Origin of the sequence: Exiguobacterium profundum (assembly GCF_001909285.1) — a bacterium.
GTDB lineage: Bacteria > Bacillota > Bacilli > Exiguobacteriales > Exiguobacteriaceae > Exiguobacterium > Exiguobacterium profundum.
In genome coordinates this window covers 381,785-396,263 of record NZ_MRSV01000001.1, presented here as the reverse complement: position 1 = coordinate 396,263, position 14,479 = coordinate 381,785, and the positions used below count along the sequence as shown (strand labels likewise).

Genomic DNA, 14,479 nt, shown 5'->3' with positions numbered 1-14,479 from the left:
GTAGTCGGATATCAACTGAAAGGTGGATAATTATGAAAAATTTGTCAGCTGTGATTTTACTATGTTCCTCTTTATGGATGGGTATTTATTTATATGGAGAATATGCTGTTAGTTCTGTCAAATTTGATATTTCTTTAGTAACATTTCCGGTAGCGCTTTTTATATTGTCTATCGTATTCTTTTTATCTCCTAAAGAAGGTTTTCAATCTAAAGAACATAAATTGAATGATTAATTAAGAATTCAGAAAAAACTCAATCATCTATAGAAAAACAAGGGAAAAGAGCATAAGGATAAACTGCTATCACTTTCTGTGATAGACCAGGCAGGACCTAGGGGGTTCCGTGATATCGTCAAAACTCCGGAAACGGCACGAAATATACCGCTTTTTTTATTCGTCTTTCGCAACGTACTTAATAGGAAGGGGGATAGGAAGGGGGAAATTACTCTCCCCCTTTTTATTGGTTTTTACATATCAGAGTTCTGCATTCGCTCTTAAAACGAGTAGGTCCATCTAGCCGATGCAACAAAGTAGATCGGTCACCAATGCGGTTCCATAATGTGAGTGAGGAAGGTTGAATTCAATCTTTGATACAGGTATGATACAGGTGAAAATGTTTTCTAAAAACCATATTTTTTTAGCGTTTTTCGAAAGCGCTTTCGGTTTTGGTAAGATAACCAAAAAACCTCAAAGACGAATATCATCTTTAAGGCTAGATTTGTATTACTTACGCGCTTTGCTTACTTTTAATTTCTTCCCTTTGACCGGCGTCGTCTCCATCGCTTGAAGGACAATCGAACCTTTTCCGTTCAAAATATCGACGTAAGTCATTTGATCATTGATTGTGATGATTCCGATGTCGTCAGCGGATACGCCAGGGATTTTGGCGATTGTTCCGACGAAGTCGACGGCGCGAAGTTTTTTCTTCTTCCCGCCACTGAAGTGAAGCTTCATGATGTCCTGGTTAATACGAGCCGTCTTGTTGTTTCGAACGACACGTCGGCCACTTAACTTCTGCTCAAAGGCATCTTGGTTAGCCGCGACTTCCGCTTCTGTCGGCGCATCGATCATCGGAATCTCGAATTGAACGTATGATTCAATCGCGTTGATGAGACGTTCTTCCTGACGGGTCATGAGCGTGATTGCTGTTCCTTGTTTGCCGGCACGTCCGGTACGACCTGTACGGTGCACGTAACTTTCTTTTTCGACAGGAACGTCATAGTTGATGACGAGTTCGACGTTATCGACATCGATTCCACGTGCTGCGACGTCTGTCGCGACGAGGTAGCGGAAGTTACCCATCTTGAAGCCGTTCATGACGGCGAAACGGTCCTCTTGCTCGAGTCCGCCGTGGAGGCGTTCAGCCGAGTAACCGGCTTTGTCGAGTTCGGCGTACACCGTATCGACGTTCTCCTTCGTCCGACAGAAAATCATACAGCTGTCCGGGTTCTCGACGACCGTGATGTCTTGAAGCACAGCCAGTTTCTCATTCCGGTGAACCGGGAGGAGGCGGTGCTCGATTGTCGAAGCGGTCATGCCAGTCGATTCGATCGCGACACGTGCCGGAGCATTCATATGCTTCTGGCAGAGACGTTCGATATCTTGTGGGAATGTCGCTGAGAAGACCATCGTGACGCGGTCTTTCGGCAACTGTTGAAGAATCTTCTCGACGTCAGCGAGGAAGCCGCGGTTGAGCATCTCGTCCGCTTCATCAATGATCAAGTATTCGACGCGGTCGAGTGAGAGGGTCTCACGCTCGATATGGTCCATGACGCGACCTGGCGTACCGACGACGATATGTGTCTTTTGCTTCAACTCTTCACGCTGTTTCGAGAACGGTTCTTTCCCGTAGACGGCAGTCGCTTTGATTCGTTTGAAACGTCCGATGTTCGTCATGTCTTCCCGTACTTGAACGGCGAGTTCGCGTGTCGGCGTCAAGACGAGCACTTGTGGTTTGTTTTCGGCCCAGTCGATGAGCTCGATGACCGGAATTCCGAAAGCAGCTGTCTTTCCGCTTCCGGTCTGTGCTTTGACGATTAAGTCTTCACGCTCGAGCGCACGCGGGATGACCTGCTGCTGTACCTCAGTCGGTGATTCGTATTTCATAATGCCTAGCGCGCGCGTAATCTCGTCGCTCAGGCGATAATCAGTAAATTGTTGTTTGTTCATGGGTAACCTCATTCTTTCGTGAAAACTTCTGCTTCAGAAAATTTCAATGTCTATTTGCAATACAGTCCATTATAGACCGAAAGGCATTAGGAAAGCCAATTTCATATAAGAATAAGTACTGGTGAAAGGGGTCTACATATTGAAACACAGTTATGAAAATCTCATGGATTATTTGAATCAGCATCAGCAACTTACGAGAACAAACCACCTCGAAACCATCATCAAACTCATTCCAGGTTCAGACCGTACCGGTGACCTTGATCCACGCGTCTTTGCGACGTTGACCGCAAATCATTCTTCGCACAATGAACCGGATACAACATTTGACCTGGAGGCGGCACGCGCCAGCATGGGGTGGCCGAACCGGGATCAGACGACGACTGATATCAAAACCGAGTATCTCATGATTCCTAGTGAGGACGGTGACATCCCGGTTCGTCTGTATCGTCCGCATCATACTGAAGCCATCCCAGCCATTCTCTTCTTCCATGGTGGCGGCTTCTTCGGAGGCACGCTCGAGACGGTTGAGAATCCTTGTAAGTTGCTCGCGGAACGAGCGAACGCGGTTGTCCTCTCCGTCGATTATCGTCTCGCCCCAGAGCATCCGTTCCCGGCCGGATTGAATGACTGTTACCGCGCTTTTGAATGGGTATATGCCAACGCGACGGAGTTGAACGTCCTTCGTGATCAAATTGCTGTCGCAGGGGATAGTGCCGGAGGCAACTTGGCGACCGCTTGCTGTCTGATGGAGCAAGAACGGGGGGAAGGACGCATTTGTTATCAAGCGCTCGTCTATCCCGTCGTCAATCTGGGTTCGATTCCGACAGATGATTTTAAATGGGCGCTCGATGCTTATGATATCTCGCATCATCACGACCTAATTCGAGGTGTCGTGCTCGCCCTCGCCGACTCGGATTCGCTCTTAAATGACCTCTATCTTCAAGGGGAGGTGGATGTCACGCATCCGCTCGTCTCACCATTATTCGCAGACGATGTCTCAGGCCTACCACCGACTTTGATTGTGACGGCGGAGTACGATTACTTACGACTCGAAGGGGAGGCGTATGCGCGGAAACTGGCACGAGCGGGTGTCCCGACACGCCTCATTCAATATCGGGGGATGGACCATGCCTTCATGGACAAGTTGGGAGACTATCCACAGGCAGACGATTGTATGAATGTAATCGCAAAAGGACTTAAGGAGCTGACGAAATGAAACAGTATACATTGGATTGGACTCGTTATGAGGAATTGGCACGTCAAGCGGTCGCGGAAGGTGTCGTGTTAGTCAAAAACGAACAGAAGACCCTCCCATTACAGTCAGGGACGAAGCTCGCCGTATTTGGTCGTAGCCAGTTCCATTACTACAAGAGCGGTACGGGCTCAGGCGGGATGGTGAACGTCGGACATGTCACGACGCCGCTCGAGGCATTGCGCGAGCGTCCAGATATTCATATCAATGAATCGCTCTATGCGACGTATGAGGAATGGGTGAAGGAGAATCCGTTCGACCAAGGTGTCGGTTGGGCCGGTGAACCGTGGTCGCAACAGGAGATGGACGTAACGGACGAACTCGTCGAACAGGCGACACAAGAATCAGATGTCGCCCTCATCATGATTGGACGTACGGCAGGAGAAGACCGTGACAACACGGCCGATCCGGGTAGTTACTTATTGACGGATATCGAACATACGATGATCGAGCGCGTCACGAAACGCTTCGACAAGACGGTCGTCGTGTTGAACGTTGGGAACATCATCGACATGAAGTGGGCGAAGGAGCCGAGTGCCATCCTCTATGCATGGCAAGGTGGGATGGAAGGTGGAAAAGGACTCGTCGACGTGCTCGTCGGAGATGTGAGTCCTTCCGGGAAACTGACGGATACGATTGCTCAATCGATTGAAGATTATCCGTCGACGAAGAACTTTGGTCATGCAGATAAAGGCATTTATCAAGAAGACATCTATGTCGGTTATCGCTACTTCGAAACGTTCGCGAAGGAGGATGTCTTATATCCATTCGGATTCGGACTGTCTTACACGACGTTCAAAACGGAGGTAAAGCATACCGCAGAAACTGATGGTGTCCTGACGGTCGAGGTGGAAGTGACGAACGCGGGTGAGTGCGATGGGAAAGAAGTCGTCCAACTCTACGTCGAGAAACCGCAAGGGAAGCTCGGGAATCCGTTCCGGTCATTGGTGGCGTTCGAGAAAACCTTGCTTCTTGAACCGGGCGAGCGCCAAATCCTTTCTTTCAACGTCCACATGACTGACTTTGCGAGCTATGACGACTCTGGCGTGACGGGTTATGAATCGAGCTTCGTTTTAGAGGCAGGAACGTATCGGTTGTACGTCGGAACGGATGTGCGTTCGGCTACACTCGCTCTCGAAGTCGAGCAACAGGAGCAACGTGTCCTCGAGACGTTAAGCGAAAATATGGCGCCTGTCCTCCCGTTCGAACGGATGAAACCAATTCAAGGCGAACAGGGATTTGAAGTGGGCTACGAGTCGACGCCGCTTCGCGCCGTTGACGTTGAGACACGTTATTTGGAAGAACGCCCTGAGACTAGAGTGTTCACGGGTGACCAAGGTATCAAATTAAGCGATGTGTATCATGGAAAGGCGTCACTTGAAACATTCTTAGATCAATTGACAGATGAGGATTTGGCGACAATCGTTCGCGGACAAGGGATGAACTCACCGCGTGTCACGCCGGGGACGGCAGCGGCGTTCGGTGGTGTGTCCGATCGATTGAACGAGCTTGAGATTCCAGCGGCATGTTGTGCCGATGGTCCATCAGGCATTCGCATGGATATCGGAACGAAGGCGTTCGCGCTTCCGAACGGCACACTCTTGGCTTCTACGTTCAACGTTGACCTCGTTGAAGACTTGTTCGAGATGACAGGGCTCGAGATGCGGAAAAACCGCATCGATACGTTGCTCGGACCAGGAATGAACATTCACCGTAACCCGTTGAATGGTCGAAACTTCGAGTATTTCTCGGAAGATCCGCATTTGACTGGGAAGATGGCGGTCGCTCAATTGAACGGCATGCATCGTGTCGGGGTGACGGGAACGCTCAAACACTTCAGCGCCAATAACCAAGAAGCGCATCGTCACGATATCGACTCGGTCGTCTCGGAGCGGGCGTTACGCGAGATTTATTTGAAAGGGTTCGAGATGGCGGTGAAAGAAGGACGCGCATCGTCCATCATGACGACATACGGCGCGGTCAACGGGATCTGGACGGCTGGTCTATACGATCAAAATACGCGTATCTTACGTGATGAGTGGGGCTTTGAAGGCATCGTCATGACAGACTGGTGGGCAAAAGTGAACTTCCGTGAGGATGAGTCGGCCAATCGTCAAAATACGGCAGCGATGGTTCGCTCACAAAACGACTTGTACATGGTCGTCGACCGACCGGACCTAAACTCGTTCGAGGATAACACGATGGCATCACTCGAAGAAGGGATTGTCACACGGGGCGAGTTGTTGCGGAGCGCGCGCAATATTTGTACGTTCATCTTGAAATCACCGGCGATGGAGCGTCTTCTCGGGATTCATGACGGTTCAGTCGAGGTGCTCGGCTTTGAGGATGAGATGAATCAACAGGATACATTTGAGTTGGACTACCAACATCTCGAAAACGGGGAACATGTGGATTTGTCAGGAATCGATACCTCGACCGGAAACACACACGTCTTCGCTATTTCGGTCGACCAAACGGGGACGTATGACATCACGTTGACTGCCCGTTCGAACGCGGGAGAGTTGGCACAGATGCCGGTGACATTATTTGCGAACAATATCCCGGGTGCGACGTTCACGTTTAATGGGACGAACGGAGAATGGGTGACGCAGACGAAGCAGGTCTTCTTCTTGAACCAGCATAATTATCTCCAGCTCTATTTCGCGTTAAGCGGATTAGAAGTGAAGGACGTGTCCTTCAAGCTCGCAGATGAATTCAGTATGAAGAACGGCTGAGCCGCCCTTTTGCCGATTCATTGAATCCGGTATAATCGAAAGAACGACACATCGTAAAGGAGGCGCATACCCGTGGAAAATCGGCTTCGATTTTCTAGGTCTTCACGCACTCATGCAAAGCCATTTGGACGAAAGGCGATCACTTGCATGGGGCGAAACGAATACCTTGATCGCTTGATTTTAACGTAAACCACTTGGCTTTGCTCCCTTATCGGATTGGATTCATTCAATAAGGAGCGAGGTATGATGAAGTACGTCAATGCGCAACACATCCTGCCAGAACGATTGTTGCAAGAGGTGCAACAATACGTACAAGGTGAGACGCTATATGTGCCGACCCCGACCGACACGAAACGGAAATGGGGGACGGTCAACGGTGGGAAACAATTACTTGAGGAACGAAACGAAGCCATACGCGCAGCGTTTCGAAATGGAGAGCGAATCGAAAATCTGGCCAAGTCCTATCATTTGGCGACGCACACGATTCGAAAGATTGTATACCGCTCGACATGAAGGAGGTACGACTAGTTCGCTAGTCGTACCTTTTTAGGTCGACTATGTTTCTTAATCAAAGTGTACACAGTAAGGAAGCATCGTTTCCTGTAAACTGAAGATGGAGGAAGGGGGCGACAAAATGTCAGATCCATTTATTCAAAACGAACAGTATAATCTCATCAAAGAACAAGTGACGCTCGTCAAAGAGAGTCGAACGCAAAGCCTGCCGCCTTCTGTCTTGCGAGCAGTCATCGACTTGGCACAATCGAAAGTGATGTATGCATTTCCTGAAGCGACGACTGAACAACTGAAGCTGTTACAGTTCGCGGCGCTACAGACGAACGAAGCGTTCGACGAATACATGCAACAATTACGAGAATGGGTTCAACCGTTTCCCGTTATTTCTGCCGAGCAGCTGAAGGAATTGTTCCCGAAACAGAAGAAGCTTCGCTTACCGGAGTTATCCGATGTTGATTTTGGACGACTCACGTATCTAGGTTGGAACGATGGACGTTCCAATCAAAAGTTGATGATTTGCCAATACGAAGGTCAATTGATTGGCATCGCATGTAAACCGAGCACGAATACGAAGAAAAACATATGTGCCTTTTGTAATCAGTTCACGGATGTGACGTACTGCGTTACGATCACCAAAGCGAAACAAGCGAAAAATCCGGACTATTACAAAGCCATCGGCACATATATATGTGTCGACAGTAAGACGTGCAACGAACACATCACGAGCCAAGAGGCGTTGCATACTTTTGTTCATACAGCGTTACAGGCCTGACGAGAGAGTCAGGCTTTTTATGTTGTTGAAATGGCGGCATTTACAAAAACCATACAGGGCTGTATTCAATCTGAAAATGTATCTTTACAAATGTCCGTTAGGCTACAGGAGTAGTACATATTCGGGAGGGTTTACTAGATGAAAAAGACAATGAAGAAGTTCGTTCCACTCGCAGTGGTGTCGACGCTCGCGCTCGGAGGCATCGTCGGGGTGCAACAACATAACGAAGCAGAAGCAGCAAAGGATTCAAAGAATCATAAGGCGAAAAACGTCATCTTTATGATCGGGGACGGGATGGGCGTGCCGTATACGACAGCACTTCGTTACATGAACGATAATGAAGAGACGGTGGAGATGGAGCCGACTGCCTTCGATCCACATTTGGTGGGCATGCAGTCGACGTATCCTGAAGACGATGCGGAGAACGTGACCGACTCGGCGGCGGCCGCAACGGCGATGAGTTCGGGTGTGAAGACATATAACAACGCGATTGCCGTTGATAACGACAAGACAGACGTGAAAACGGTACTCGAACAAGCGAAAGAGAACGGTATGTCGACAGGACTTGTCGCGACATCAGAAATCACGCATGCGACACCGGCATCTTACGGCGCGCACGAGGAGCAACGGAAGAGTGAGAATGCGATCGCCAATGATTATTATGATGACTTGATTGATGGGGAGCATAAAGTGGATGTCATGCTCGGAGGCGGAACGAAATTCTTCGAACGCTCGGACCGTAATATCGCCAAGCAGTTCCAAGAAGACGGCTACAGTTACGTCACGTCAGCAGAAGAGATGAAACAGGACGATAACAAGCAGGTACTCGGTCTATTCGCGGAAGTCGGATTGGACAAGATGATCGACCGTGACGAGAAACAACCGAGCCTCGCGGACATGACGACATCCGCTCTCGATCGACTGAAAGGGGACAAAGATGGATTCTTCCTCATGGTAGAAGGAAGTCAAATCGACTGGGCCGGACATGACAACGATGTTGTCGGCGCGATGAGCGAGATGAAGGATTTTGAGCAAGCGTTTGAGGTCGTTCGTGACTTCGCCAAAGAGAATGGTGAGACGTTAGTTGTCGTGACGGCGGATCACTCGACAGGCGGCATTTCAATCGGGGCGGACGGGAACTATAACTGGGATCCGACTCCGATTCAAGCAGCGAAACGCACTCCAGACTTCATGGCGAAAGAAATCGAAGCTGGAGCGGACGTAGAAGCTGTCTTACGTGAAAACATTGATTTGGAATTGACGTCTGAAGAGATTGCTTCTGTGAAGAAAGCGGCTGAGACGAATGACGTCACGAAAATCGACAACGCCATCGAGAAAATCTTCGATCAGCGTTCGGGAACGGGCTGGACGACGGACGGTCATACGGGTGACGACGTGCCGGTATATGCGTTCGGACCACAACAAGAGAAGTTCCTCGGCATGAGTGATAACACCGATCAAGCAAAACGGATCTTCAACTTGTTGAAGAATAAAGGGAAAATCAAATAAGTAAGTAGATATGCTAAGACTACGCGGAATTCCTGCGTAGTCTTTTTATTGTTAATACATTTCTAGTGATTTGATTGTATGTCTGAGTACATCCACGTCTTCATTTTCCCAGCCCAATCGATTTACTGCATTAATAAACTGTCGTGTTGCTTTAATAAGAGTAACCTTCAGTTCTTTAATTAAAACGATACCGATTTCCGTCTTCATTTGACCATCTTTAATAAATGATAATTCGAGTTCAGACAAAGATATCTTTTTGGCGGATATAGAAAGGGGACCATCCATAAATGGAAACGAATGAACGGATGTCACTGGAGCGAACAAAAGTGCTCGACAGCTGTCACTCCACCATTTTAAAAGGACAGCAACGAAATCAGACCATCCTACTCCCGGGAAATAATCGTATGTATCAATGACAAAGTTGATTTCGCCAATAATTTGACCAGAGTATGTTAACGAATCAAGATTAATCTCGATGGAAATTTGATGACACATCATTGCTCACCTCATCCGTTTTTGAAAGATTACTACTAAGACCATCTTACTCGAGCTATACGAAGTACGAAACGATGAGTTGAATTGACAGAAGTTGTCGTATGATAGACAGACAACCATGATTCGATTAACGAGGGGGAAGCGGATGAAACACGCAGTGATTTTTGACATGGACGGAACATTGTTTCGGACAGATTTGATTTTGGAACGGGCGCTAGATGAAACGTTTGATCATTTACGAAGTGAAGAAAAATGGAAAGGTCCGACACCGATTGATCAATATCGGAACATCATGGGGGTACCGTTGCCAGTTGTTTGGAACACATTGCTCCCACAATACGATGAGCAAACTAGAGAAGAGGTCGATACCTATTTCTTAACACGACTCATCAAAAACATTGAAAACGGGAATGGAGCATTATATGCAGGGGTACTCGAACTGTTTGAACAATTGTATCAAATGGGGCATTCCATCTTCGTCGCAAGCAATGGTTTGGTGGACTATTTACAAGCCATCGTCACGCACTATGAATTAGATCGTTGGATCACAGAAACTTATAGCATTCAACAAATCGACACGTTGGATAAGGGCGATTTGGTGGCTGAAATCGTGAAGAAGTATGAACTGCAGGAGGGCTTCGTGGTAGGTGACCGATTATCGGATATCTCGGCTGCACGAGCGAACGGACTCATTTCAATCGGCTGTCGTTTTGACTTCGCACAAGAAGTAGAGTTACAAGAAGCGAATTACGTTGTGAATCACTTGGCAGAAGTTCTCGATATCGTTTCAAAGGAGACGGCTTCGCTATAAGTGAATCGATTTCTGGATTGGACTCGTAAGTAAAGGACTACAACAAATCGGAGGGATCATCATGCACACGCTCTACATGAAACAAAAAGTGTTAAGCTTACGCGGACGTTTCACCATCAAGGATGCGGACGGACATGACAAATATTTCATCGAAGGTAGCTTTATGAAGTTTCCAAAATCATTCGAAATCAAAGATACGAACGATCAGACGGTCACGACAATCACGAAAAAGACGTTCAGTTTTTTACCGAAATTTTTTGTGGAAGTGGACGGCACAGATATGATGACCATCTCGAAAGAGTTCTCGTTTTTCAAACCGAAATATTCAATCGATGCAGCCGGGATCGATGTCCAAGGAGATTGGTGGGACATGGATTTTGATGTGACGAAGAACGGACATTCGATCGGAAGTGTACAAAAGAAATGGTTCTCATGGGGCGATAGTTACGAGATTCGTGTCGAAGAACCGGAGATGGAGCACCTTCTTATCTCTATCGTCGTAGCAATCGATTGCGCGAAAGCAGATCAAGCAGCGGCATCTAGCGCAGCAACATAAAGGGGAGTATCTAATGGAATTTTGGGACGTCTATACGGTCGACCGAGAAAAGACCGGTCGCAAGTGGCAACGCGGAAGTCGATTGCCGAAAGGGGAATACCATCTTGTCATCCACGTATGTATCTTTAACGAGAAGGGTGAGATGTTGATTCAACAGCGCCAACCGTTCAAGGATGGTTGGGCAAACATGTGGGATATCACAGTCGGTGGAAGTGCCACGGTAGGAGATACAAGCCAGCAAGCCGCGATGCGGGAACTCGAAGAGGAGATTGGGCTCAAGCTTGATCTATCTCAGACACGACCGCACCTGACAGTCAATTTTGACGAAGGGTTTGACGATATTTATTTGGTGGAAATAGAAGTGGATTTGAACGAGCTGACGCTTCAAGAATCTGAAGTGCAGGCCGTGAAGTGGGCGGATGAGGCGACGATTCTACAGATGATTCAACAGCATGAATTCATACCGTATCATACGCCGATGATACCGTTACTGTTTGCCATGCGAGGACAATGGGGAGGGATAAATCATCATGCATACGTACAAGTGGATAAATGAACCAAAAAGCGTGAACGGATTTGAACCGCTCACTTTCCGCACTTTGCCAGATACGGACTTTTGGCGAAACACACATTACGGATTCAATCGGATGACGGCACATGCGTTATTGACAGACGTCAAAGCCAAACGATTTACATGTCGGGCGACAATCCAGATGGAACCGAGCCATACATATGATCAGGCCGGAATCGTCTTATATGTGAACGATGACCATTGGATCAAGACGTCTGTCGAGTACATTCCGGATGGACCGTCCCATCTTGGCGCAGTCGTCACTTCGTTTGGCTATTCAGATTGGTCGACACGTGATTTTTCAAATGACATGGTTCGCAATCCGTTGACGTTTGAAATCGTGTATACAGATGGAGATGTGGAGATTTTCTTTGAATATAGTGACGGTATGCGTGAACAGCTTCGCATTGCCCATCTCCATGACGTATCGACATTACGCATCGGTCCATATGCCTGTAGTCCAGATGTGAATGCGACAGGTTTTGACGTGACAATTTCGAATTGGGAACTACGGGAAGCATCGACGTGAGTCGGTGCTTTTTTATGTGTCAGTTTGATTTCACTTCCGAAAAGTGGTTGAAGTTTTAGCAAAGAAAAATCTATAATGGATTTATCGAAAGCGCTTTCGGAAATCGCTTTCAAAAGTACAGGCTGACATATGACAATCATTTATCCTAAAGGAGGACGCACGATGAAGAAATGGGTTGCACTCGCACTCGGGACAGGCCTTGCCCTATCCTTGCCACAAGAGGTGCCGGCTGAAAAGAGTTCAAAAGCCGATGACGCTAAGTGGAAACTTGTCTGGTCAGATGAGTTTAGCAAGTCTGAAATCGATCACTCGAAATGGAATTTTGAAACGGGGAACTGGATTGTCGACAAAGACGGAAATCCAGTCGCTGCCGGTTGGGGAAACAATGAGAAGCAATTTTACACGGACAAAAACGAAAACGCTTTCGTGAAAGACGGGAAGCTCGTCATCCGTGCAAAGAAAGAACAAGCATCGGATCAATTCGGTACCTATGATTACACATCGGCGAAGTTGACGACGAAGGGGACGTTCAGTAAGACATATGGTCGTTATGAAATGCGAGCCAAACTTCCAACCGGTAAAGGACTGTGGCCGGCGTTTTGGATGCTGCCAGAAGAAGACCGCTACGGTGGTTGGGCCGCATCAGGTGAAATCGACATCATGGAATCGTGGGGCAGTCAGCCAGATAAAGTCGCTGGCACGATTCACTACGGAGAAACGTGGCCGAACAACAAATATACGGGGAAAGATTATCACTTCGCAGAAGATGACGGCATCGACAAGTGGCATACATATGCGGTCGAGTGGGAACCAGGTGAGATTCGTTGGTATGTAGACGGTCAGCTCTATCAAACGCAAAATGACTGGTATGCGAAAGAAGCGAACAAGGCATCGAAATATAGTTACCCTGCACCATTTGACCAAGATTTTTACTTGATTATGAACTTGGCGGTCGGTGGATGGTTCGATGGGGACGTGGACGAGACGACACCATTCCCGGCAGAGATGGAAGTCGATTACGTCCGTGTGTTTGACTTGAAGAACGGGAAGTATCGTGATGCTGTCGAACCGACGTACTCGGATGAAGAAATCGTGTTACCGGAAGGTGCGAAACAACCTCTAGATGATGGAAACCTTGTCTATGACGAAGACTACACTGAACCAATTACGACGGTAACGAACGGTGCGCAGGCGCTCAACCCGACGTATTGGAACTACGTGGCGCTTCCTGACTTTGGTGGTGTCGGCTCTATCGATGTGATCGACTTGGCGGGGGCACGATTCGCCGACATTTCGATTGATCAGGCAGGAAGCCAACCATACTCGCATCAATTGATTCAAAACGTATCGCTCGGAAAAGGTGGACACTATAAAGTGACGTTTGATGCTAAAGCGGATGCGGCGCGTTCAATCGCCGTTAAAGTCGGTGGTGGTCCGGAACGAGGCTATGCGAAATATTCAGATGAAGGGTCATTCGATTTGACGACAGACGTCCAAACGTACTCGATGACATTCGATATGACCGAAGAGACTGACCTTGCGGCACGTCTCGAGTTCAACGTTGGACTCAGCACGTCGGGTGTCCAAATCGGGAACGTCCGTGTCGAGCAGACGCCTCGTGAGGCATTCGATCCGAATGCGACGAAGCCGATGCTCGGAGACGGGAACCATGTATATAACGGTACGTTCGACCAAGGTGCGATGGATCGTATGACGTATTGGACGTTCGACCCAGGTGTCACGAAAGGGACAGGAACGGTCGATTCAGTAGAGCGTCTCTTCCGTTTTGAAACGAACAAGAAAAAAGGAGCACCGGCAACGTTGGTGCAACAAGGCATTCAATTGCAAGAGGGACATGAATATGTTCTTCGCTTCAAAGCCCGTGCAGAGCGTGTAGACGGTCTTCAAGTCGGATTGAACGGATCGGATGGGGATGCCTACCTTCCGCTAGAGCGTATCGCGCTATCTAAAGCATTCGATACGTATGAAGTTCCGTTCACGATGGAAGCCGGAACGGACCTCATGAGTCAGCTTCAGTTCATTCTCGGTTCTGAAAAAGGTGTGATTGAAATCGATGACGTCGAGTTGCGCGATGTCACACCGGTTTATATCGACCCGTCTCCACTTAAAAACGGTGCATTCACAGAAGGTCTCACCAACTGGGGCTCCTATGTCCACTTTGACGCACAGGCTGCTGTCGAAGCGGTGAATGAGGCGGCACGTATCTCAATTACGCAAGAAGGGAACGAAGCGTGGAGTGTCCTCATAGAACAAGGCGGTCTCGAGTTACAACAAGATCAAACGTACGTCGTCCAATTCGATGCATCTTCTACAGTCGCTCGTTCATTCGAAGTGACGTTAGAGAATGTCGGGTACTATCGCTATTTGAGCGAAGTCGTAGCGGTCACACCAGAAACGAACACGTACACGTTTGAAGTGACGATGCCGGTGACAGATGTCACAGGATTGAAGTTCTTGATGGGACGCACAGAAGGTTCGCCACTCGGGGCTCATGACATCACGATTGACAATGTGAGTGTGACGTTGAAATAAGAGGATACACAAAAC

The 14,479-nt window shown here is 48.2% G+C and carries 13 protein-coding genes; 11 read left to right on the top strand and 2 right to left on the bottom strand.

Annotated elements, in window-relative coordinates:
• Positions 1-32: 32 nt before the first annotated feature.
• Positions 33-233 carry a hypothetical protein gene (locus tag BBB58_RS15030; protein WP_143180212.1) on the top strand — a complete coding sequence of 67 codons (201 nt, stop codon included), beginning with the start codon at positions 33-35 and terminating at the stop codon, positions 231-233.
• 489 nt (positions 234-722) lie between these two features.
• Here BBB58_RS15030 and BBB58_RS02140 read toward each other — a convergent pair whose 3' ends face one another.
• The gene (locus BBB58_RS02140) at positions 723-2,168 is read right to left on the bottom strand and encodes a DEAD/DEAH box helicase (protein WP_074035205.1); all 1,446 of its coding nucleotides are present in this window, start codon (positions 2,166-2,168) and stop codon (positions 723-725) included.
• A gap of 139 nt (positions 2,169-2,307) precedes the next feature.
• On the opposite strand from BBB58_RS02140, the gene BBB58_RS02135 reads away from it, so the two are divergent.
• The 5 genes from BBB58_RS02135 to BBB58_RS02115 all read left to right on the top strand — a co-directional run bounded on the left by BBB58_RS02135 (position 2,308) and on the right by BBB58_RS02115 (position 8,949).
• On the top strand, positions 2,308-3,384 hold the full coding sequence (locus BBB58_RS02135) for an alpha/beta hydrolase (RefSeq protein ID WP_074035204.1): 1,077 nt from the start codon (positions 2,308-2,310) through the stop codon (positions 3,382-3,384).
• Positions 3,381-6,155 carry a glycoside hydrolase family 3 protein gene (locus BBB58_RS02130; RefSeq protein ID WP_074035202.1) on the top strand — a complete coding sequence of 925 codons (2,775 nt, stop codon included), beginning with the start codon at positions 3,381-3,383 and terminating at the stop codon, positions 6,153-6,155. Before BBB58_RS02135 ends, BBB58_RS02130 begins: the two co-directional genes overlap by 4 nt.
• Before the next feature lie 246 nt (positions 6,156-6,401).
• On the top strand, positions 6,402-6,668 hold the full coding sequence (locus BBB58_RS02125) for a CD3324 family protein (protein ID WP_074035200.1): 267 nt from the start codon (positions 6,402-6,404) through the stop codon (positions 6,666-6,668).
• Positions 6,669-6,789: 121 nt separating this feature from the next.
• Entirely contained in the window at positions 6,790-7,440 is a 651-nt protein-coding gene (locus tag BBB58_RS02120) for a FusB/FusC family EF-G-binding protein (protein ID WP_074035199.1), read from the top strand.
• 138 nt (positions 7,441-7,578) lie between these two features.
• A complete protein-coding gene (locus tag BBB58_RS02115) occupies positions 7,579-8,949 on the top strand; it encodes an alkaline phosphatase (protein ID WP_074035197.1) in 1,371 nt (456 codons plus the stop codon).
• A 51-nt stretch (positions 8,950-9,000) separates the two neighbouring features.
• On the opposite strand, the gene BBB58_RS02110 is transcribed toward BBB58_RS02115, so the two are convergent.
• Positions 9,001-9,447 carry a hypothetical protein gene (locus tag BBB58_RS02110; protein ID WP_074035196.1) on the bottom strand — a complete coding sequence of 149 codons (447 nt, stop codon included), beginning with the start codon at positions 9,445-9,447 and terminating at the stop codon, positions 9,001-9,003.
• Between the two features lie 142 nt (positions 9,448-9,589).
• On the opposite strand from BBB58_RS02110, the gene BBB58_RS02105 reads away from it, so the two are divergent.
• The 5 genes from BBB58_RS02105 to BBB58_RS02085 all read left to right on the top strand — a co-directional run bounded on the left by BBB58_RS02105 (position 9,590) and on the right by BBB58_RS02085 (position 14,464).
• Positions 9,590-10,255, top strand: coding sequence for an HAD hydrolase-like protein (locus BBB58_RS02105; RefSeq protein ID WP_074035195.1), 666 nt, complete (start codon positions 9,590-9,592; stop codon positions 10,253-10,255).
• Between the two features lie 61 nt (positions 10,256-10,316).
• Positions 10,317-10,811 carry an LURP-one-related/scramblase family protein gene (locus tag BBB58_RS02100; RefSeq protein WP_074035194.1) on the top strand — a complete coding sequence of 165 codons (495 nt, stop codon included), beginning with the start codon at positions 10,317-10,319 and terminating at the stop codon, positions 10,809-10,811.
• A gap of 13 nt (positions 10,812-10,824) precedes the next feature.
• On the top strand, positions 10,825-11,367 hold the full coding sequence (locus BBB58_RS02095) for an NUDIX hydrolase (protein ID WP_074035192.1): 543 nt from the start codon (positions 10,825-10,827) through the stop codon (positions 11,365-11,367).
• Entirely contained in the window at positions 11,342-11,911 is a 570-nt protein-coding gene (locus BBB58_RS02090) for a DUF1349 domain-containing protein (protein WP_015880268.1), read from the top strand. Before BBB58_RS02095 ends, BBB58_RS02090 begins: the two co-directional genes overlap by 26 nt.
• A 162-nt stretch (positions 11,912-12,073) precedes the next feature.
• Positions 12,074-14,464: a carbohydrate binding domain-containing protein gene (locus tag BBB58_RS02085; protein ID WP_074035190.1), complete on the top strand. Its 2,391-nt coding sequence runs from the start codon at positions 12,074-12,076 to the stop codon at positions 14,462-14,464.
• The last annotated feature ends 15 nt before the right edge of the window (positions 14,465-14,479 follow it).